Origin of the sequence: Castellaniella daejeonensis, assembly GCF_039523555.1 — a bacterium.
Taxonomy (GTDB): domain Bacteria; phylum Pseudomonadota; class Gammaproteobacteria; order Burkholderiales; family Burkholderiaceae_B; genus Castellaniella; species Castellaniella daejeonensis.
This window is the reverse complement of record NZ_BAAAFN010000008.1, coordinates 1-19,072: the sequence shown is the minus strand read 5'-3', so window position 1 is coordinate 19,072 and position 19,072 is coordinate 1. Positions and strand designations below refer to the sequence as shown.

The 19,072-nt window shown below is 67.8% G+C and carries 19 protein-coding genes, 1 tRNA gene and 2 pseudogenes; 9 read left to right on the top strand and 13 right to left on the bottom strand.

Annotation, left to right across the window (positions count from 1 at the left end):
* Nucleotides 1–38: 38 nt before the first annotated feature.
* The 4 genes from ABD022_RS04970 to ABD022_RS04955 all read right to left on the bottom strand — a co-directional run bounded on the left by ABD022_RS04970 (nucleotide 39) and on the right by ABD022_RS04955 (nucleotide 4,939).
* Nucleotides 39–515, bottom strand: coding sequence for a hypothetical protein (locus ABD022_RS04970; RefSeq protein ID WP_343820307.1), 477 nt, complete (start codon nucleotides 513–515; stop codon nucleotides 39–41).
* A gap of 128 nt (nucleotides 516–643) precedes the next feature.
* On the bottom strand, nucleotides 644–2,398 hold the full coding sequence (locus ABD022_RS04965) for an acetyl/propionyl/methylcrotonyl-CoA carboxylase subunit alpha (protein ID WP_414647466.1): 1,755 nt from the start codon (nucleotides 2,396–2,398) through the stop codon (nucleotides 644–646).
* On the bottom strand, nucleotides 2,398–4,110 hold the full coding sequence (locus ABD022_RS04960) for a 5-oxoprolinase subunit B/C family protein (RefSeq protein WP_325126115.1): 1,713 nt from the start codon (nucleotides 4,108–4,110) through the stop codon (nucleotides 2,398–2,400). The genes ABD022_RS04965 and ABD022_RS04960 overlap by 1 nt, the downstream gene beginning before the upstream one ends.
* 64 nt (nucleotides 4,111–4,174) lie before the next feature.
* Nucleotides 4,175–4,939 carry a LamB/YcsF family protein gene (locus ABD022_RS04955; RefSeq protein WP_325126113.1) on the bottom strand — a complete coding sequence of 255 codons (765 nt, stop codon included), beginning with the start codon at nucleotides 4,937–4,939 and terminating at the stop codon, nucleotides 4,175–4,177.
* A gap of 135 nt (nucleotides 4,940–5,074) precedes the next feature.
* Between ABD022_RS04955 and ABD022_RS04950 the strand changes: the two genes are divergently transcribed.
* From ABD022_RS04950 to ABD022_RS04925, 6 genes are all read left to right on the top strand, one after another.
* Nucleotides 5,075–5,746, top strand: a complete 672-nt coding sequence (locus ABD022_RS04950; RefSeq protein WP_325126111.1) for a GntR family transcriptional regulator — start codon at nucleotides 5,075–5,077, stop codon at nucleotides 5,744–5,746.
* A 242-nt stretch (nucleotides 5,747–5,988) separates the two neighbouring features.
* Nucleotides 5,989–6,969, top strand: coding sequence for a TRAP transporter substrate-binding protein (locus ABD022_RS04945; RefSeq protein ID WP_325126109.1), 981 nt, complete (start codon nucleotides 5,989–5,991; stop codon nucleotides 6,967–6,969).
* Between the two features lie 76 nt (nucleotides 6,970–7,045).
* On the top strand, nucleotides 7,046–7,552 hold the full coding sequence (locus ABD022_RS04940; protein WP_325126106.1) for a TRAP transporter small permease: 507 nt from the start codon (nucleotides 7,046–7,048) through the stop codon (nucleotides 7,550–7,552).
* Nucleotides 7,545–8,840, top strand: coding sequence for a TRAP transporter large permease (locus ABD022_RS04935; RefSeq protein ID WP_325126105.1), 1,296 nt, complete (start codon nucleotides 7,545–7,547; stop codon nucleotides 8,838–8,840). The genes ABD022_RS04940 and ABD022_RS04935 overlap by 8 nt, the downstream gene beginning before the upstream one ends.
* A gap of 77 nt (nucleotides 8,841–8,917) precedes the next feature.
* Entirely contained in the window at nucleotides 8,918–9,799 is an 882-nt protein-coding gene (locus ABD022_RS04930) for a pirin family protein (RefSeq protein WP_343820303.1), read from the top strand.
* Nucleotides 9,800–9,878: 79 nt separating this feature from the next.
* Nucleotides 9,879–10,445, top strand: coding sequence for an NADPH-dependent FMN reductase (locus ABD022_RS04925; protein ID WP_325126101.1), 567 nt, complete (start codon nucleotides 9,879–9,881; stop codon nucleotides 10,443–10,445).
* Between the two features lie 21 nt (nucleotides 10,446–10,466).
* Here the strand turns inward: ABD022_RS04925 and ABD022_RS04920 are convergent, their stop codons facing one another.
* Nucleotides 10,467–10,919 (bottom strand): NAD-dependent epimerase/dehydratase family protein, encoded by a 453-nt coding sequence (locus ABD022_RS04920; RefSeq protein ID WP_343820300.1) that lies wholly within the window; start codon nucleotides 10,917–10,919, stop codon nucleotides 10,467–10,469.
* A gap of 2 nt (nucleotides 10,920–10,921) precedes the next feature.
* On the opposite strand from ABD022_RS04920, the pseudogene ABD022_RS04915 reads away from it, so the two are divergent.
* Nucleotides 10,922–11,209: pseudogene (locus tag ABD022_RS04915) on the top strand (RNA polymerase factor sigma-54); the annotation flags it as partial.
* A 63-nt stretch (nucleotides 11,210–11,272) separates the two neighbouring features.
* Here ABD022_RS04915 and ABD022_RS04910 read toward each other — a convergent pair.
* The 4 genes from ABD022_RS04910 to ABD022_RS04895 form a co-directional block, all read right to left on the bottom strand.
* A complete protein-coding gene (locus ABD022_RS04910) occupies nucleotides 11,273–13,438 on the bottom strand; it encodes a putative bifunctional diguanylate cyclase/phosphodiesterase (RefSeq protein ID WP_343820298.1) in 2,166 nt (721 codons plus the stop codon).
* A gap of 39 nt (nucleotides 13,439–13,477) precedes the next feature.
* Nucleotides 13,478–13,921 carry a LytS/YhcK type 5TM receptor domain-containing protein gene (locus tag ABD022_RS04905; RefSeq protein WP_343820295.1) on the bottom strand — a complete coding sequence of 148 codons (444 nt, stop codon included), beginning with the start codon at nucleotides 13,919–13,921 and terminating at the stop codon, nucleotides 13,478–13,480.
* Between the two features lie 128 nt (nucleotides 13,922–14,049).
* Entirely contained in the window at nucleotides 14,050–14,343 is a 294-nt protein-coding gene (locus ABD022_RS04900) for a hypothetical protein (protein WP_325126090.1), read from the bottom strand.
* Nucleotides 14,340–15,215: a LysR family transcriptional regulator gene (locus ABD022_RS04895; RefSeq protein WP_325126089.1), complete on the bottom strand. Its 876-nt coding sequence runs from the start codon at nucleotides 15,213–15,215 to the stop codon at nucleotides 14,340–14,342. Before ABD022_RS04895 ends, ABD022_RS04900 begins: the two co-directional genes overlap by 4 nt.
* A 99-nt stretch (nucleotides 15,216–15,314) precedes the next feature.
* On the opposite strand from ABD022_RS04895, the gene ABD022_RS04890 reads away from it, so the two are divergent.
* Complete coding sequence (locus tag ABD022_RS04890) at nucleotides 15,315–16,286, top strand: quinone oxidoreductase family protein (RefSeq protein WP_343820293.1); 972 nt, start codon at nucleotides 15,315–15,317, stop codon at nucleotides 16,284–16,286.
* A gap of 100 nt (nucleotides 16,287–16,386) precedes the next feature.
* Here the strand turns inward: ABD022_RS04890 and ABD022_RS04885 are convergent.
* From ABD022_RS04885 to tpiA, 3 genes are all read right to left on the bottom strand, one after another.
* A tRNA-Leu gene (locus ABD022_RS04885) sits at nucleotides 16,387–16,471 on the bottom strand.
* An 89-nt stretch (nucleotides 16,472–16,560) separates the two neighbouring features.
* The gene (secG, locus tag ABD022_RS04880) at nucleotides 16,561–17,034 is read right to left on the bottom strand and encodes a preprotein translocase subunit SecG (RefSeq protein ID WP_325126085.1); all 474 of its coding nucleotides are present in this window, start codon (nucleotides 17,032–17,034) and stop codon (nucleotides 16,561–16,563) included.
* A gap of 36 nt (nucleotides 17,035–17,070) precedes the next feature.
* Nucleotides 17,071–17,820 carry a triose-phosphate isomerase gene (gene tpiA / locus ABD022_RS04875; protein WP_325126083.1) on the bottom strand — a complete coding sequence of 250 codons (750 nt, stop codon included), beginning with the start codon at nucleotides 17,818–17,820 and terminating at the stop codon, nucleotides 17,071–17,073.
* Between the two features lie 301 nt (nucleotides 17,821–18,121).
* Here tpiA and ABD022_RS04870 point away from each other — a divergent pair, with 301 nt between their 5' ends.
* The gene (locus ABD022_RS04870; protein WP_343820290.1) at nucleotides 18,122–18,667 is read left to right on the top strand and encodes a cytochrome b; all 546 of its coding nucleotides are present in this window, start codon (nucleotides 18,122–18,124) and stop codon (nucleotides 18,665–18,667) included.
* A 72-nt stretch (nucleotides 18,668–18,739) separates the two neighbouring features.
* Here the strand turns inward: ABD022_RS04870 and ABD022_RS04865 are convergent.
* Nucleotides 18,740–19,072: pseudogene (locus ABD022_RS04865) on the bottom strand (hypothetical protein); the annotation flags it as partial.

Sequence of the window (19,072 nt, the reverse complement as noted above, 5' to 3'; positions counted from 1 at the left end):
GGCGGCCGCGCGCCGCCCGGCGGCAACTCAGCGGCCGTTCAGCGCAGCGCCAGTTGCGCGGCGGCCATCTGCTGCCCCTTGCCGAGCCTGATGTCCCGCATCAGGGCGGCGAGCTTCTGGGTGGCAGCGATCAGCGCGCCATTGAGCGCGCTCATCTGCGCCTGAATCTGCTGCAGGCGGATGCGCCTGGCTTCCGGATTCATGCTGTCGTCCGCCTGGACCGCCCGCAGCTCCCGCATCAGCTGGGCCAGCTTGGCCCGCAAATCGCGGATCATCCGCAGCAGGTTCTTGACGGCCTCGGGCAGATCGCTGTCCTCGATGTCCTGGTAGCGGCCCGTGGCGCTCGACTGCGTCCCGGAAGCGGCTTCGAACAACGCTCGCCCCAGGCTGGAAATTGCGGGCTGGGCCGAGGATGGCGGATTCGCCAAGGCGCCACCGGCCATCGCCTTGGCGCCCATGGGCGTCAGGGGGGCCACAGAGGGCAAGGCCGAAGAAAGGGGATCGAGCAAGTCCATGGCACCGTCTCTGCCGCAGGCCCCGACTCGCGAAAACGAACCGGCGCGCCCGCACCGTCATCTACGGCCGGGCAGCCGGAGTCTTTACCCCAGCCGCCAGGAGAAGCCGCCAAGGGCGGCGCGCCCGGCTACGCCGTCTCGACCCGCCCCAGCAGGCTGCCGGCCTCGACGAACGCGCCTTCCGCAACCGCCTGACGCAGGACACCGGCCAAGGGCGCGAGCACCTGGGTTTCCATTTTCATCGCTTCCATCACGGCCAGCACCTGTCCGGCCTCGACTGCCGACCCGTCGCCTGCTTTCCAGGCCAGCAGCGCGCCGCTGATCGGCGCCGCCAACCCGCCCGGGCCTGCATCCTGCGGGCCGCTTGCCGCTGGAGCAGCGTCATCCGGATCGGGGCCGGACCCGCCCGCGAGCGCGCCCCAGGCCGGCACTGCCCCCGCGGGCAGACCCAGCGAGACGCGCCTACCGTCGATCTCGACGAACGTACGCAATAGAGGCGGCGTGCCGGGTGCCGCAGGCCTGGGGGCATCGGCCAGATCGACGGTGAACTCGGTCTCGATCCAGCGCGTGTGCACGCGGAAGCCGTCTTCGCCGACGAAATCGTCCTGATCCACCACGGCGCGATGGAAAGGCAGCACGGAGGCCACCCCTTCGATCTCGAATTCACTCAGGGCGCGGCGCGCACGGGCCAATGCCTGTTCCCGCGTGGCGCCGCTGACGATGAGCTTGGCCATCAATGAGTCGAACACGCCCGGGACCAGGGAGCCGGACTCCACGCCGCTGTCGATCCGCACGCCCGGCCCGGAGGGCGGCGCGAAACGCACGACGCGGCCCGGAACGGGCAGATAGCCACGCCCCGGATCCTCCGCATTGATGCGGAATTCCAGGCTGTGCCCGCGCGGAGCGGGGGTGGACTCGACGGACAGGGGCAGGCCGTCGGCGATGCGCAGCTGTTCGACCACCAGGTCCAGGCCGGAAGTTTCCTCGGTCACGGGGTGCTCGACCTGCAGGCGGGTGTTGACCTCGAGAAAGGAAATGCGGCCGTCGCGCGCCAGCAGGAATTCCACCGTTCCGGCGCCGACATAGCCCGCACGGGCGCAGATGGCGCGGGAGGCATCGTGGATGCGGGCGCGCTGCTCTTGCGTGAGGAAGGGCGCGGGGGCTTCTTCGACCAGCTTCTGATTGCGCCGCTGCAGCGAACAATCACGATCGCCCAGCACCACCACCCGCCCATGGGCGTCGGCGATCACCTGGGCCTCGATGTGGCGGGGCCGGTCCAGGAACTGCTCGATGAAGCATTCCCCCCGGCCGAATGCAGCCGTCGCCTCGCGCACGGCCGATTCATACAACTCGGCAACCTCGTCCAGCCGCCACGCGACTTTCAGGCCACGCCCGCCGCCGCCGAACGCTGCCTTGATGGCGATGGGCAGGCCGTGGGCCTCGGCAAAGGCCAGTGCTTCAGCGGCACTGGCGACCGGCCCGTCGGTCCCGGCAACCAGCGGCGCGCCCGCGGCCTGGGCGATTCGCCGGGCGGCCACCTTGTCGCCCAGCGCCTCGATAGCCCCGGGCGGCGGGCCGATCCAGGTCAGGCCCGCATCAATGACCGCGCGCGCGAATTCCGCGCGCTCGGACAGGAAACCGTAGCCTGGATGCACGGCATCGGCTCCGGCGCGCTGCGCAACGGCCAGCAACTTGCCGATATCCAGGTAGGTCTCGGAAGGACGGCGCCCCTGCAGCGCCCAGGCCTCGTCGGCCCGACGCACGTGCAGCGCATCGGCATCGTCGTCGGCATAGACGGCGACGGAGCGCACGCCATAATCGGCGCAGGCGCGCGCAACGCGCACGGCGATCTCGCCCCGGTTGGCGATCAGGACTTTACGAATCATGGCAGGATTTCCTCGAATGGCCCGATGGGCCGGAAGCGCAGGCGGGCGCCCACGGGGATCTGGGCAGCGAGATCCAGGTGACGGGCGGCAACCACCCCGATCACCGGATAGCCGCCGGTCAATGGATGATCGGCCAGGAAAAGGACCGGCTGGCCACCGGCCGGCACCTGGATCGCACCGGCCACCGTGCCTTCGCTGGGCAGTTCTCCGTGGCGGCTGCGCGCCAGGGGTTCCGCCCCCGCCAGACGCATGCCAACCCGGTCGGATTGCGGCGTGACTGTCCATTCCTGTCCAGCCAGCAGCACCAGCGCCTCCGGAGTGAACCAGTCTGCACGCGGTCCCAGGACGACCTCCAGGGTGACCAGATCGCCGCGGCCGGGCAGCACCGGCGGGATTTCGCCACACGGCAGTACCGCTGCCAGCCGCACCCCCTCCAGGTCGGCGCCCACCGGCAGGCGGTCGCCCGGGCGCAACGGCGCCGGCCCGATTCCCGCCAGGGTATCCGTGGCGCGACTGCCCAGCACGGGCGCCACGTCCCAGCCGCCGCGCACGGCCACATAGCAGCGCACGCCGGCATCCGGCGCGCCGATCTGCAGTTGGTCGCCGTCGTCGAGCGCCAGCGGGCGGCAGAGCGGCGCCGGAAGTCGTTCTCCCGCCGCCGTTCTCAGTGTCAGCGCTGCCCGGGCGCCCGTGACGGCCACCACGGCCCGCCCCCGGCAAACCAGGCGCAGTCCACCCAGGGCGTTCTCCAGCACGGGCGCAGTGGCCGGATTGCCCACGATCCGGTTGGCCGTGCGCAGCGCACCCCGGTCCAGCGCCCCGGACAAGGACACGCCCATGCCGGTCAGGCCGGGCCGGCCCAGATCCTGGACCAGGGTCTGCAGACCGGCGGCCAGGACTTCGAAGCAGGCGTGCGGCGCAGCCGAAGCAGGCGTTTCGCGATCCGGTGCCTGGCGGCCGCCGGCAAGATCTCCGGCCATCCCGTCCGCATCTGCGGCGGACCCGGAATGCTCCGGCAGACTGTAAACAGTGCCAGCAGCAGCCAGGTCGCGGAAACGGACCCGGAACCCGGGCTGGATCAGTGCGGGCTCGGCCCGGCCCATGTCCCACATCCGCAGGGGCGTGACGCCCAGCAGCTGCCAGCCGCCCGGGCTGTCGGACGGATAGACCGCGCTGAAATCCCCCGCCACGGCCACCGACCCCGCCGGCACGCGCACGCGCGGCGCGGCGCGGCGCGGCACGCCATGGAAACAGGGGTCGCCGCCCGCCAGGTAGACGAAGCCCGGCGCGAAACCGGCAAAGGCCGCCAGATAGTCGCTGCCGGTATGGCGCTCGATCAGTTCCGCGCGGCCCAGGCCCAGCAATTCGGCCACGGCATCGAGATCCTCGCCCGCATAGCGCACGGGAATTTCGACTCGCCGGATGGCGGCGGCCGGTACCTCAGGCGGATGCGGCCGGCCGTCATCCCCTTTTCCGGTGAGCGCCGTTTCCAGGCGTGCGGCGGCCTGCCGCAGCCAGGCGGCCACGGCTTGCGGCGCCAGGGCCGAAGGCCGAAACAGCACCAGCAGCGTCCGGGCGGCGGGAATCACGTCGTCCACCCCTTCGGGGCGCTCGCCGAGCGCCTGGAACAACGCCAGGGTCTCGTCCAGTGACCCGAGTTCCGCCAATACGGCGCCATCGCCGGCAGGCAGGCAGCGAAGGGGAATCACGATGCAGTCCCCCGAACACCGGGTCCGGAAACCGGCACGCACGGCTGGCAGCGGTCCGGCGCGATCATGACGCCCGCGCAGCGGCGAACGGCGCCAGATCGACTCCGGCCGCTTCCAGCCTTTGCCGCACGGCGCGCGCCATGGCGACGGCCCCCGGACTGTCGCCATGCACGCAGATGGAATCGGCCTGCAGGCGCACGCGACTGCCATCGATCGCAGTGATCTCGCCCGTGCGCACCAGGTCCAGCATGCGGTCCGCGACCTGGGCCGGGTCGTGCAGCACGGCGCCCGCCTCGCGGCGCGAGACCAGTACGCCTTCAGGCGTGTAGGCCCGGTCGGCAAACGCCTCGGCCACCACTCGCAGGCCGCGCTCCCGCGCCCAGTCCAGCAGGGGCGAGCCGGCCAGTCCCATCAGGACCAGACCCGGATCCAGCTCCAGCAGGGCGGTCATGACGTCATCCGCCTGGCGCCTGTCATGCGCAATCGTGTTGTACAGGGCGCCATGCGGCTTGACGTAGGTCACCCGGGTGTCGGCGGCGGCGGCCAGGCCCTGCAGCGCGCCGATCTGGTAGATGACATCGGCCACCAGTTCCCGGCTGGCCGGATCCATGTTGCGACGGCCGAAGCCGGCCAGGTCGGGATAGGCCACGTGTGCCCCGATGGCGACGCCGCGTTCCGCGGCGGCGCGCAGGGTATCCAGAATGCCGGCCGGATCCCCCGCATGAAAGCCGCAGGCGACGTTGGCGCTGGTGACGATATCCAGCATGGCGGCGTCATCGCCCATGCGCCATGCGCCGTAGCTTTCGCCGAGATCGCTGTTCAAGTCCATGTGCGTTCCTTATGATTGCAAAACGGACGACGAATCGTTGAACAATCCGCCGGCCCATGTTTCATTTCCATCCGGGCCGAGCCCCGATGGCCCACGGCAGGAAGCCCTGCCCGCGCCGCGATTTCCAGGATAACCATGCACTCCCGTCATTATCCCAGCCCTGCCGCCACACCGAGCCTGACCGACACGGTCGCCGAAACCATCCGCCAGCAACTCATTCAGGGCCAGCTGCGGGCCGGGCAGCGGCTGTCCGAGGCCGGGTTGAGCGAGCAACTGGAAGTCTCGCGCAACACCCTGCGCGAGGCCTTCCGGATCCTGTCCAAGGAAGGGCTGCTGCGGCACGAACCGAACCGCGGGGTCTCCGTGGTGGTGCCGTCGATCGCCGACATCATCGACATCTACCGCGTGCGCCGCCTGATCGAGTGCCAGGCCCTGGCCCAGGCATGGCCACGCCACCCCGCGCACAAGCGCATGGAACAGGCCCTGGCGCACGCGCGCCGCATGCGTGATGCGGGCGACTGGCTGGAAGTCGGCTCGGCCAACATGCTGTTCCACGCAAGCATCGTGGCCCTGGCCGACAGCGCGCGCCTCTCGACCATGTTCGCCGATATCTCGGCCGAACTGCGGCTGGCCTTCGGCCTGCTGGATGATCCCGAATATCTGCATGCGCCTTTCGTCGATCTGAACGCCCGCCTGCTGGAATTGTTCGAACTCGGCGACACGGCGGCGGCGGCCCGTCACCTGGAAAACTACCTGACTCAGTCCGAACGCATGGTGCTGTCCGTCTATTCCGCTCACGTCGAATGACCCGGCCCCTGCCCGCGGCGTGTCCGGCCGACTGTCCATGGACATGCCTCGCTCAAGATTGTTCAACAATATATATAAAATAAACCAACGATCAGAGACTACATCAACTACAAACTCCATATTATTGTTGATAACCCTGATCGACGCAGGACCGTCAATGGTCTATCTTTGTCAACAGCCATCGTCCGGGCCGGCTCGCGGCCGCGCGCGATGTCCTTCCGATCATTCTCCAGGAGCCCTCCATGAAGCGTCGCATTTTCCTCGCCACCGCCCTGGTCGCCGGTCTGGGCCTTACCGCCCAGGTTCAGGCCGCCACACAGTGGGACCTGGCTTCGGCCTATCCCGCCTTCAATTTCCACTCGCAGAACCTGGCCCAGTTCGCGAAAGACGTGGATGCAGCCACCCAGGGCGATCTGAAGATCACCGTCCATTCCGGCGCATCCCTCTTCAAGATGCCTGAAATCAAGCGTGCCGTGCAGGGCAACCAGGCCCAGGCCGGTGAATTCTTCATGGTCAGCTTCCAGAACGAATGGCAACCCTTCGGCGTCGACGGCCTGCCCTTCCTGGCCAGCAACTACGACGAAGCCTGGAAGCTCTACCAGGCCCAGAAGCCTGCCCTGGAAAAGAAGCTGGACCAGCAGGGAATGGTGCTGCTGTATGCCGTGGCCTGGCCTCCGCAGAGCATCTACAGCAACAAGCCCATCAATTCCGGCGCCGACCTGAAAGGCATGAAATGGCGCGTCTACAGCCCCACCACCGCCCGCATCGGCGAACTGGTCGGCGCCCAGCCCGTCACCATCCAGGAAGCCGAACTGACACAGGCGCTGGCCACCGGCGTGATCGAAGGCCTGATCACATCCAGCGCCACCGGCGCGGACAACAAGCTCTACGAGAACCTGAAATACTTCACCAACGTGCGCGCCTGGATCCCGAAGAACGCCGTGGTCGCCAACAAGAAAGCCGTCGAGGCCCTGTCCCCCGCCTCGCGCGAGGCCCTGATGAAGGCCGCAGCCGCAGCCGAGCAGCGCGGCTGGGAAGCATCCCGCAAGGTCGACGCCGATTCCATCGCCAAGCTGAAGGCCGGCGGCATGGAAATCGTCGAACCTTCGGCCCAGCTCAAGTCCGACCTGGCCAAGGTGGGCGACACCGTCATCCAGGAATGGACCGCCAAGGCCGGCGACGAAGGCAAGCAGATCCTGGACGCCTACCGTTCCAGCCTTTGATACACACCCCGGCGGCCCGTCGGGCCGCCACCGCGCGCCGGACGGCGCGCGGTTCCCCGATCCATAGGAACTTGCCATGCGCCGCTTTCTCGATGGACTCTACACCGCCAGCGGCTGGCTGGCCGGCCTGTGCATGATCGGCGTGCTGCTGATGGTGACCCTGATGATCCTGGGCCGCCTGCTGGGCTTTCCGATCGGCGGCGCCGACGCCTACGCAGGCTACGCCATGGCCGGCGCCGGATTCCTGGCACTGGCCAGCACGCTGAAGCACGGCGAACACATCCGCGTCACCCTGGTCCTGAGCATGCTGCACGGCAAGGGACGCCGGGCGCTCGAAATCATCGCCCTGCTCATTGCCGTCGCACTGTCGGGCTTTCTGGCCCTGTACTCCGTACGCCTGGTGTGGCAATCCTGGTCTTTCCAGGACATCTCCACGGGCATCGACGCCACGCCGATGTGGATCCCCCAGATCCCCATGGCCGTGGGCACCCTGATCTTCTTCATCGCCTTCCTGGACGAGTTCGTCCTGGAACTGTCGGGCAAGCGCCCGGCCGCCGCCACCGAGGAGCTCCACCATGAATGAGATCACGGCCAGCATTGCCCTGATCGTCGTCCTCTTTGCGCTGCTGGGCGGCGGAGTCTGGGTCGGCCTGACCCTGGCCGGCGTGGCCTGGTTCGGCATGGAGTTCTTCTCCAGCCGCGCAGCGGGCGACGCCATGGCCATCACGATCTGGGGCAGCACCAGCAGCTGGACCCTGACGGCCCTGCCCCTGTTCATCTGGATGGGCGAGATCCTGTATCGCACCAATCTTTCGGAAAATCTGTTCCGCGGCCTGGCTCCCTGGGTGAACCGGCTGCCCGGACGCCTGCTGCACACCAACGTGCTGGGCTGCACGATCTTCGCCTCGGTCTGCGGGTCCTCGGCCGCCACCTGCGTCACGGTGGGCCGCATGAACCTGCCGGAACTGCGGAAGCGCGGCTATCCCGACGCGCAGATCATCGGCTCGCTGGGCGGTCCTGCCACCCTGGGGCTGCTGATCCCGCCGTCCATCATCCTCATCGTCTATGGTGTGGCGGCGGAAACCTCGATCGCCAAGCTGTTCATCGCCGGGGTGATTCCGGGGCTGCTGCTCGCCCTGCTGTTCAGCGGCTGGATCGCCGGCTGGGCCCTGCTGCGACCCGAGCGCGTGCCGGAATCGGCGGCCGGGCTTTCCCTGGCCGAAAAGCTGCGCGAGTCGCGCCAGCTGATTCCGGTGGTCCTGCTGATCCTGGGCGTGATCTTCAGCATCTACAGCGGCGTGGCCACGGCCACCGAATCGGCGGCCATCGGCGTCATCGGCGCCTTCCTGCTGTCGGCCTGGCAGAAGACCCTGACCTGGAAATCGTTCCGCGATTCCCTGCTGGGCGCCACGCGCCTGTACTGCATGATCGCCCTGATCCTGGCCGGCGCCGCCTTCATGACCCTGTCCATGGGCTACATCGGCCTGCCCCGCCAGCTGGCGGAATTCGTCGGCGGGCTGAACCTGTCGCCCGGCATGCTGATCGTGGCGCTTGCCCTGTTCTACGTCGTGCTGGGCTGCTTCCTGGACGGCATTTCCACCATCGTCCTGACCATGGGCGTCGTGCTGCCCATCATCCAGGCAGCCGGCATCGATCCGGTCTGGTTCGGCATCTTCCTCGTGATCACGGTGGAAACCGCCCAGATCACGCCGCCGGTGGGATTCAACCTGTTCGTGCTGCAGAGCATGACCGGCAAGGAAATCACCTACCTGGCCCGGGTCTGCGCCCCCTACTTCAGCCTGATGGTGCTGCTGCTGGTCACCCTGTGGTACTTTCCAGGGCTGGCCACCTGGCTGCCCAGCCACATGTAGTAGCGATCGGCATCGCAAACACGAGGCTGTAGTATCGTAATCGCGGGGCCGCCTCCACCGGCCCGCGCGAGGACACCATGACCGCCACCCTGCTGATCGACTGCCGCCCGCACGACCTGGGCGGCGGTTTCATCGTCGGACGCGTACTTCCCTACCGCAAGCGACGCATGGTCGGGCCTTTCATCTTCCTCGACCACATGGGTCCGCTCGAAGTGGCGCGCGGCGCACCGCGCGAGCTGGATGTCCGGCCGCATCCGCACATCGGCCTGTCCACCGTCACCTACCTGTACAGCGGCGCCGTCACTCATCGCGACAGCCTGGGATCGAACCAGGAAATCCGCCCCGGCGAAGTCAACTGGATGACCGCCGGCAGCGGCATCACCCACAGCGAACGACTGGAATACGCCCGAGCCCACGGCGCCACCATGCACGGAATCCAGGCCTGGGTCGCCCTGCCTCGCGAACACGAGGAAACGGCACCCGAATTCCATCATCACCAAGGCGCGGCCGAGCTGCCGGAATTCAGCGAAGACGGCGTTTCCGGCCGGCTGATCGCCGGCACCATCGAAGGCGCGACCGCCCGCGTCAAGACGCATTCTCCCCTGTTCTACCTGCATTGGGACATGGCCGACGGCGCGCGCCGCTCCCTGGGCACGGACCATCCGGAACGCGCCGTCTACGTCGCCCGGGGAGAAATCGAACTGGACGGCTACCGGCTGTCCGAGGGGCGGATGCTGGTCCTGGAACCGGGCCGCGCTGCGCGGATCCAGGCCCACGGTCCGTCCACCGTCATGCTGCTTGGCGGCGATCCCGTCGGGGAACGGTTCATCCACTGGAATTTCGTGTCATCCTCGCGCGACCGGATCGAGCAGGCCCGCGAAGACTGGCGTGCCCAGCGCATGAAACTGCCCGTGGGCGACGACCGTGAATTCATCCCGCTGCCGGAAGGCGCGGGCTGATGCTGCCACCCACCGCCCGATCCTTCTCGGAAACAACCACTGCCAGCATTCTCCAACGCTTCATGCAAGGAAACACACGATGCCGCTCAAGCTTCAAGTCATCATCTGCAGCACCCGCCCGGGCCGCGTCGGCCCCGCCGTCGCACGCTGGTTTCACGGATTCGCCCACAATCACGGGCAGTTCGACGTCGAACTGGTGGATCTGGCCGACTTCCATCTGCCGCTCTACGACGAGCCGGTCCATCCCCGCATGCAGCAATACACGCACGACCACACCAAGCGCTGGAGCGCCAGCGTGGCCAGCGCCGATGCCTATATCTTCGTCACGCCCGAATACAACTACAGCGCACCGCCATCACTGGTGAATGCGCTGGATTTCGTCTACAAGGAATGGAACTACAAGCCCTGCGGCTTCGTCGGCTATGGCGGGGTCTCGGGCGGCCTGCGCTCGGTCCAGTCGGTCAAGCCGCAGGTCACCACCCTGAAGATGATGCCCATGGTCGAAGGCGTCGCCATCCCCATGGTGGCCACACACATCCAGGAAAACGGCGATTTCACATCCAACGATCTGATCGATGCATCCGCCACCGCGCTGCTGGACGAACTGCTGCGCTGGGCGACGGCGCTGAAGCCGCTACGGGCCTGAGCAGCCGGACCGCGGGAGGACTCAAGCCGACTTGATCCGCGCGACGAAATCGGCGATTGTCCTGCGCAGGCCTTCCCGCAAGCCGGTCACGGGCCACCAGCCCAGGTGGTGCTGCGCGAGCGTAATGTCGGGGCAGCGGCGCCTGGGGTCATCCGGCGGCAGGGCCAGATGCACCACGGACGCCGATGTTCCGGTCAGTTCCCTGATGACGCCGGCCACTTCCAGCACCGGAGTCTCGCTGGGATTGCCCAGGTTCACCGGCCCCCGGAAGGTGGCCGGGCTCTCCATCAGGCGCACCAGGCCTTCGATCAGGTCATCCACGTAGCACAACGAACGCGTCTGGCTGCCATCTCCATAGAGGGTCATCGAGCAGCCTGTCAGTGCCTGGACGACGAGATTGGAAACCAGCCGGCCGTCGTCCAGCGCCATGCCCGGGCCATAGGTGTTGAAAATACGGGCAATCTTCGTGTCCACACCGTGCCACGGCCGGCAAATACATGATCACACCACGGGGTCTGTACGAATTCCGCCATTTCTTTTCCCGCGAACTGGGTACGGAAGGCGCAGGCTCTTGCTCCGCCAGCGCGGTGCGCGCGCTGATCCAGGAACTGATCGAGGCGGAGGATCCGGCCCATCCACTGTCGGACGTGGACCTGACCCAGCGGCTGGCGCGCCACGGCATTCTCGTGGCGCGCCGCACCGTCACGAAATACCGGGGGCAATTGAAGATCCCCTCGGTGGAATTGCGCAAGGTCCACTACTGACGCACGTTCGCGGCGCCCGGCACCCACCGGACATCCCGGCCGGGTGCCGGGCGGCGGCGTGGTTCAACGGCCCTGGCGGACCTGCCGTTCGAGCGCCTCGAGCGGCATCGGCCGTCCGAAGAGGAACCCCTGGAAGGCCTGGCAGCCATGTTCCAGCAGGAAACGGCGGTGCGCCTCGGTTTCCACGCCTTCGGCCAACACGTCCAGCCCCAGGCTGTCGGCCAGCGCGATGATGGAGCGGGCGATGGCGGCATCGCTGGGATCCCGCAGCACGCCGCACACGAAGCTCTGGTCGATCTTGATCTGCGACAGCGGCAGGCGCTTGAGATAGTTCAGCGAAGAGTATCCCGTGCCGAAATCGTCCAGCGAAAAGCCCAGTCCGTGCGCCCGCAGCGCACGCATGGTCTCGATCGCGCTGTCCACGCTGTGCAGCAGCAGGCTCTCGGTCAGTTCGAGCTTGATGCGCGCGGGGTCGGCGCCGGTATCTCGCAGCAGCGCCAGGATCCGCGCCACGAAATCGTCCTGACGGAATTGGCGTGGGCTGACATTGATGGACAGGTCAAGGCGCCCGAGCACGGGGTCTTCCCGCCAGCGGGCCTGCTGCCTCAGCGCCGTTTCCATGACCCAGTTACCCAGCGGCAGGATCAGCCCCGACTCTTCCGCCATGGGGATGAATTCGGACGGCGGCACCAGCCCGTGTTCCGGATGCTGCCAGCGGACCAGCGCCTCGGCGCCCGTGATGCGCCCCTCGCCGTCCACCTGGGGCTGGTAGAGCAGCAGGAACTGCTCCTGGCGCAGACCGGCGCGCAGATCCGCCTCGAGCGTCGCGCGGCGCGTCACGGCCTGCTGCATATCCGGATCGAAGAAACGCAGCGTATCGCGTCCGGCATCCTTGGCGCGGTACATCGCCATGTCCGCCTGCTTGAGCGCCTCGTCCACCGACTCCGCGGCGCGATCGAGCAGCGCCACGCCGATGCTGGCTGAAAAGTGATATTCGTGCCCTGCCAGATCGCAAGGCTCTCGCAGGCGGGCCAGGAGCAGTTCGCCCAGCGCGCGCGCCTGGTCCGCAGCAGCCTGCGCGCCGGCGCTCAGCCCCGGCACCACCACCACGAAGGCATCCCCGCTCAGGCGGGCGACGGTGTCCCGCTCGCGCACGCTGCCGCGCAGGCGGCCGGCCACCTGGCGCAGCAACTGATCGCCCACCTCGTGGCCGCGGGTATCGTTCAGTGTCTTGAAATCATCCAGGTCCAGGAAGAACACCGCGGTGATCAGGCCCGCGCGGGATCCTTCCGCCAGCGCCTGCTGCAGGCGTTCCACCAGCAGCCGGCGATTGGGCAGCCCGGTCAGCGCGTCGTAGAACGCCAGGTGACGCGCTTCCTCTTCCGCAGCCTTGCGATCCGAGATGTCGACATCGAAGCAGAACATTTCGGGCGGCTGGCCGGGCAGTTCGACGAACGCATGGCTGGAGAACACATCCACCGGAGCCCCGTCCTTGCGCCGCAACCGCGTCTCGCGCGCGGCGATCACCCTGCCGGTGGCGAACATGCGGTCGATGTCCGCACCCATCAGGCCGCGCAGGGCCGAAGGCGCAATCAGATCCGGCAGGCGCCTGCCCATGGCTTCTTCGGCCGTGTAGCCGTAGAGCCGCTCCGCCGCGCGGTTCCAGTAGCTCAGCACGCCTCCGGCACGGTAGCCCAGCACCGCGATCGAGGGGATATTGAGCAGCACCGAGCGGAAACGCAGTTCCGATTCGCGCAGCGCGCCTTCGGCCTGCTTGCGTTCGGTGATGTCGCGTGCAAGGAAGACCACGGCAGGCAAGCCGTTCACCAGGGTGCCCAATGCCTGGACGCGCCCCTCGAAGTGATTCCGGCCCGAGCGCGTCTGCATTTCATATTCGATACTGTGCGTGCGGCCCGACCGCAGCGTCTCGCGGATCAGGTCCATGAAGCCGTCGGCCTGCTCGGGCGGCAGGACTTCATGCAGCCGGCGGCCGACGAGATCCGAGGCGCGGGCGATCAATGTGCCCTCATCGCGGGAAAGCACCTCGACATAGCGCCCCTCGCTGTCAAGTACCAGCAACACATCGGGAATGGCTCGCGAAATGGCCCGCAGCCGGGCTGCCGTGTCCGCCAGGGCCCGCTCGGTGGACAGCCGTTCCTCGATGTCGCGCAACAGCAGGCCCAGCACCGCCGTCGCAAGCGTGAACGCGATCAGGAAAGGCTGTGCCACCAGCGCATTGAAGTGCCGCGCCACATCGGCCGGCAGGAACTAGAACAACCCCAGCACTGCGGCATGCAGGAGCAGTCCGAAACACGCCAGCGTGATCGTATCCACCCCCAGCCACCCGCGCATGCGCGCATGGCGGTAGAGCAGGCCCGACGCGGCGCACAGCAGGATCACCAGCAAGCCGACGGCCGCGCCCTCGCCCGCCAGCAGCAGCCGGACCGCAGCCGCCATGGCCGCCGCGATCCCGGCCACCAGCGGACCGCCGAACAGGCCCGCCATGCTGAGCACCACCGAGCGCGCATCGAAGATGACGCCCGGCTTCAGCACCAGGGGGGTCAGCATGCCGATCACGCAGATACCGCCGAAGATGGCACCCGAAAGCACCTGCCCCACGAGCGGCCGCGAACGCCATAGCCGAACGTTCACGCCATGGAGAAAGCACAGCGCCAGCAGCAGGGAAACTCCTTTGACGAGTTCGATGAACATAAGCTGTCGCGCTTCTCCGGGGGTGGCAGGCCCGCCATGGCGGGTTCGGCATCCTCGCCTGCAAAGCGCCACTATAGCGCACGAAGGCTCGCCTCCGGCGCGCCCCCGCAATTGGTGCGAACAGGCCCCTAAAGGCCCAGCAGCGCGTCCGACGTAACGACCGTGCAATACTCTCCGTCCAGGTTGGCCAGCGACATCGCGTGCACCTCTTCGGCGCTCCTGACGGTCCCGTTCCAATCCGCCCCGGAGAAGGCGAAGCAGCCGTCGGCCACCAGTTCGGTGCCGATGAACGCGCTGTTCCGATGTCTCGCGATGACCTGTTCACCGGCGATGGGGACCGTTTCCGGCTTGAACGCGTGCCCAGCCTGGCCCGGCCGGTAATGTGACCCCGGCGCAGGAGGCGGCTCGGAGGTCGTTCTCATGTCTGCATACCCTCATTCGTTGGTCGGGATGGACGGGCAAACCGGCCCAGGCAATCCATGACCGCGCGGATGGCCGGTGCATGCCGCATGTCGGTATGGACGACCAGCCAGATATCCCGGACGAGAGGAAGCATGGCCGGATCCGCCACGACCAGCCCGTCCAGGCCCTCTACCGCAAAATCGGGCAGCATGCCGACGCCGCCGCCCGCCAGGATGAAGGCCGTCTGCATTTCCAGGGTGCTGGCGCGCAGTCCGATAGGCCTGCCCTTGAGCATCGCCAGGAGTTCGGCTTGCTGAGGCGCGGCATCCATGCCCTGCTCATAGGCGACGAACGCCCATGCGCCAACCGGCGTCTCGGCGAGATAGGCAGGACTGGCATAAAGCCGGAACAGGGCCTCACCGATCTTGAACGCCGTCAGATCGCCCGCCGTGGGGCGGGAAAGGCGAATCGCCAGATCGGCCTCCCGGCGATCCAGCGAGGCCTGGCGCTTCTCGCCGATCATGCTGACCCGGATGCCGGGGTGCCGCTTGCGAAGGTCCGCCAACGGTCCGGCCAGCCGCGCCGAGGCATAAGCGGGCGGCGCACTGATCACGACCTCGGCTTCAAGCGCCAACGACCGTGCGGCCTTCACGCGTTCGATCGCGTCGGCGTTCTTTTCCATCGCCCGCGCGATCGACGCAATCTTCCCGCCCTCGGCGGTGAGCAGGAAACGACGCCCACGCCGATCCACCAGCTTCAACCCGGTTTCCCGCTCCAGGCGAGCGACGCGACGCGCGACTGTCGCATGCTCGACGCCGATCGAACGCGCCGCGCCCGACAGTGAACCGGTGTTCGCAAGCGCCGCGAAATATCGCAAATCTTCCCAGTCCATGAATGTCAAATTTTTCACATTGAATGGAAAATTATAGGGAATTTATTTCCATTCATGTGTGTGGAATGATCCCTCCATCCCAACACAGGAGAGATCCAGATGGACAAGAAAATCCAGATCGCCCGCCCCGGCGGCATCGATCAACTGCGTGTGTCGGCCGACGCTCCGGCCGATCCTGGTCCGGGCGAAATCCGCGTCCGTCACGAGGCGATCGGCGTCAGCTTCATCGACATCTACCACCGGACGGGACTCTATCCGCTGCCGCTGCCCTCCACGCTCGGCGTCGAAGGCGCCGGCGTGGTCGAGGCTACCGGTCCCGGCGTCACCCGTCTGTCGCCCGGCGACCGCGTGGCCTACGCCGGCGCCCCCGTCGGCGCCTACGCCTCGACGCGACTGCTGCCGGAAACACGCGCCATCGTCCTGCCGGACGACATTCCGGCGAATGCGGCCGCGGCCTCGATGCTGCGCGGCATCACCGCCCACATGCTGCTGACCCTGATCTTCCCGGTCGGCCCCGGGACCACGGCCCTCATCCATGCCGCGGCCGGCGGCACAGGCGCGCTCCTGTCACGCTGGGCCAAGTATCTGGGCGCCACAGTGATCGGCACGACGAGTTCCATGGAGAAGGCCGAGCTGGCCCGCCAGGCGGGGGCCGACCATGTCATCGTAGGCCGCGACGCCGATCTCATCGGCGAGGTCCGGAACCTGACGGAAGGACGCGGCGTCGACGTCGCCTATGACGGCATCGGCGGCGGCATGCTGGCGCGGACACTCGCGTGCGTGCGGCCATTCGGCACCGTCGCCAGCATCGGCCAGGCGGCGGGCCCCATCCCCGCCCTCAATCTCGAGGACATCGGCCCCCGACGTTCCCTATCGCTGGCGCGCCCCAGTTTCATGGCCTATGCCGCCGACCTGTCGACCTACCGGACGGCGGCTGCCGCGGTCATGGACATGCTGCGCCTAGGCATCGGCGGTACCATCGACACCGCCTACGCGCTCGAAGACGTGGCGCGGGCGCATGCGGACCTGGAGGCCGGGCGCAGCATCGGCAGCATGCTGCTCGTGCCCTGAGGCCCCAAGATCCTGCATGGCTCCGAGCCCCCGGCCTGCATCCGCCAACACCAATGAAAAAACCCGCATGGTTCAGGCCCATGCGGGTTTTGCGATTCGGTGGTGCCGTCGGCGAGACTCGAACTCGCACAGCTTTCGCCACTACCCCCTCAAGATAGCGTGTCTACCAATTCCACCACGACGGCATTTTGCCCTGCGGCAAAGACCGGAATTCTAGCATGAAAAATGCCCCAGTCCGGCTGCAGGGAATGCACCGGGCCCGGTGCGGGCCGACTTACTGTTTTTCGGCCGGAGCAGCCGGCACGGACGGCACCGAGGCATCGTTCGTGGACGGCACGGTGGGCACTGCAGCGGCCGGGGCGGACGGCGCGGCACCCGAAGAAGGCGCTGCGGGCACGGACGGGACGGCGCTGCCGCCGACATCGGGCACGGCCGAACCCGCCGGGGCGGCTTCCCTGGCCGGGGCCGTGAAGCCCTGCATGACACCCGATTCGAGGGGCGAGCCGGCAGGATGGTGGGCCACCCAGGCCAGACCGCCGGTCGTGACGAAAAAGACGATGGCCGCCCACTTGGTGGCGCGCGACAGGAAGTTGGCCGCGCCGGCGGAGCCGAACACGCTGCCGGCCGAGCCGCTGCCGAAGGCGGCGCCCATGTCGGCGCCCTTGCCCTGCTGCAGAAGGACCAGCACGATGACCAGAATCGAGGAAATGACCTGCAGGGTCAGCAGGATCGAGGAAAGCCATTGCATGATGATAGGACTCCGGACCTTATGGGTGTTCTCGGATCAGGCGGCTGCGGCCGCGATGTCGAGGAATTCGTCGGCGACGAGCGATGCGCCGCCCACCAGGGCGCCGTCGATGTCGGGTTGGGCGAACAGGGACGCCGCATTGGCGGGCTTGACGCTGCCGCCGTAGAGGATGCGGGTCTGCCCGGCGCCGCTCCGCGTCAGGGAAGCGCGGATGAAGGCGTGCACGGCCTGGGCCTGTTCGGGCGTGGCGGTACGGCCGGTGCCGATGGCCCATACGGGCTCATAGGCGATGACCATGCGGGCCAGGGCCTGGGTGCCCAGTGCCAGTACCGGATCGAGCTGGTCGCCGATCACGCATTCGACCTGGCCCGCATCCCGGTCGTCCAGGGTCTCGCCCACGCAGACGACCGGGGTCAGCCCCGCCGCCAGCGCGGACGCCGCCTTGGCAGCGACCAGGGCGCTGGATTCACCGTGCATGGCGCGGCGCTCGGAATGCCCGCACAATGTCCAGGCACAGCCGAAGTCGGCCAGCATGGCGGGAGCGACTTCACCGGTGTAGGCGCCTTGCGCGTGGACGCTGACGTCCTGGGCACCCCAGGACACCGGCGTGCCGGCCAGGGCGTCGCGCGCCTGCGCCAGGTAGGGAAACGGAACGCACACGGCCAGTTGGGCATCGCCCGCGCGCGTTGCGCCCGCGACCAGGCCTTCAAGCAGCGCCGCATTGGCGGCGAGGCTGCCGTGCATCTTCCAATTGCCCATGACGAGGCGCTTGCGAGTGTGGCTCATTGGTGTCGTCGATCCAGTCAAACCGGGATGTTTTCTACAGCGGCCCGCCGCCTTTCCATGGGAAAAAGAGGCCTGCCTCTGCAAAGAGTAACCCTGAATTGTAGCGTGTTTACGCCTGGCGCGCCGCCCCCCTCCCCAGGCGCACCCGCGTCCGCGCCCGGCCCGGATGAACGGGGATGGATCGCCATTCCATTCCGGCGATCCATCCTGTATCTTGTCATCGGCAGCGGCGCATCCGCACCCGCGGATGGCCGGAATGCCATCCGTCCGCACGGATGCCAGAGACCGACAGGGGGACCACATGCCTGCCAATATCACTGTCTGGAGCCCGCCACTCAAATTCCTGCACTGGGCATTGTTCATCGTCATCGCCGCGGCAGTCACCTGCGTGATCATTGCCAGCGGTTACGAGCGCGGCGACCCCGCCAAGGGGCAATTCATGTTCTTCCACAAGAGCTTCGGGGTCACCGCCCTGGCCCTGATGATCGTCTGGGTGATCACGCGGCTGAACACCGGCCGGCCGCAACCCATCGGACAGGCCTGGCAATTGCGGCTGGCGGCGGTGGTCCACTGGACGATGGTCGTCCTGGTGCTGGCCCTGCCGATCGCCGGCCTGCTGATGTCGCAGTTCGCACAACAATCCGTGAGCGTCTTCGGCCTGTTCTCCATCCCGGTCTGGATGGACGAGGACAAGGCGGCAGCCAAAGCCATCCATACGGTCCATGCGGGATTCGCCGGCCCGATCCTGGTTGGCCTGGCCGTGCTGCACATCGTCGGCGCCCTGTGGCACCATTTCATCGACCGCGACGGCACCCTGACGCGGATGCTTCCCGGCAGGGACCGCTGACGCAGGACAGCCGGCACGGGCCCGACCGCCGGGCCATCCCGCACCGCTCCGCTGCCTGCCCCAGCGGGCGCGTCAGAACTCGGTCCACTCCTCGGTGTCGGCCGTGGCCGGCGCGGGCTTGCCGGGGGCGCGCAGGGCGGCCCTGGGCTCGGGATGGACGGCCGTCGCATCGGCTTGCGCGCTCTTGCGGGGGCGCTGCGGCGCGGGGCTGACGACCTTCTCGGGCGCAGCCGAGGGCAGGCGCGGCGGCTGTGCCGGCCGCGCGGCACCCGCTTCGGCACCCTGGGCGGACGATGCCGAGGCGCCCGCCTGGGCACGGGCGTTCGCGCCGGTGCTGGCGTTCTCTTCCTGGCTCAGGGTGAAGGTGGCGACCAGGCGGGCCAGGGTGTCGGCCTGCGCCTGCAG

Coding starts and splice junctions, on each gene's coding strand:
- ABD022_RS04970 (WP_343820307.1), bottom strand. CDS start 515: ATGGACTTGCTCGATCCCCTTTCTTCGGCCTTGCCCTCTGTGGCCCCC.
- ABD022_RS04955 (WP_325126113.1), bottom strand. CDS start 4,939: ATGGACTTGAACAGCGATCTCGGCGAAAGCTACGGCGCATGGCGCATG.
- ABD022_RS04950 (WP_325126111.1), top strand. CDS start 5,075: ATGCACTCCCGTCATTATCCCAGCCCTGCCGCCACACCGAGCCTGACC.
- ABD022_RS04945 (WP_325126109.1), top strand. CDS start 5,989: ATGAAGCGTCGCATTTTCCTCGCCACCGCCCTGGTCGCCGGTCTGGGC.
- ABD022_RS04940 (WP_325126106.1), top strand. CDS start 7,046: ATGCGCCGCTTTCTCGATGGACTCTACACCGCCAGCGGCTGGCTGGCC.
- ABD022_RS04935 (WP_325126105.1), top strand. CDS start 7,545: ATGAATGAGATCACGGCCAGCATTGCCCTGATCGTCGTCCTCTTTGCG.
- ABD022_RS04930 (WP_343820303.1), top strand. CDS start 8,918: ATGACCGCCACCCTGCTGATCGACTGCCGCCCGCACGACCTGGGCGGC.
- ABD022_RS04925 (WP_325126101.1), top strand. CDS start 9,879: ATGCCGCTCAAGCTTCAAGTCATCATCTGCAGCACCCGCCCGGGCCGC.
- ABD022_RS04905 (WP_343820295.1), bottom strand. CDS start 13,921: ATGTTCATCGAACTCGTCAAAGGAGTTTCCCTGCTGCTGGCGCTGTGC.
- ABD022_RS04900 (WP_325126090.1), bottom strand. CDS start 14,343: ATGAGAACGACCTCCGAGCCGCCTCCTGCGCCGGGGTCACATTACCGG.
- ABD022_RS04895 (WP_325126089.1), bottom strand. CDS start 15,215: ATGGACTGGGAAGATTTGCGATATTTCGCGGCGCTTGCGAACACCGGT.
- ABD022_RS04890 (WP_343820293.1), top strand. CDS start 15,315: ATGGACAAGAAAATCCAGATCGCCCGCCCCGGCGGCATCGATCAACTG.
- secG (WP_325126085.1), bottom strand. CDS start 17,034: ATGCAATGGCTTTCCTCGATCCTGCTGACCCTGCAGGTCATTTCCTCG.
- tpiA (WP_325126083.1), bottom strand. CDS start 17,820: ATGAGCCACACTCGCAAGCGCCTCGTCATGGGCAATTGGAAGATGCAC.
- ABD022_RS04870 (WP_343820290.1), top strand. CDS start 18,122: ATGCCTGCCAATATCACTGTCTGGAGCCCGCCACTCAAATTCCTGCAC.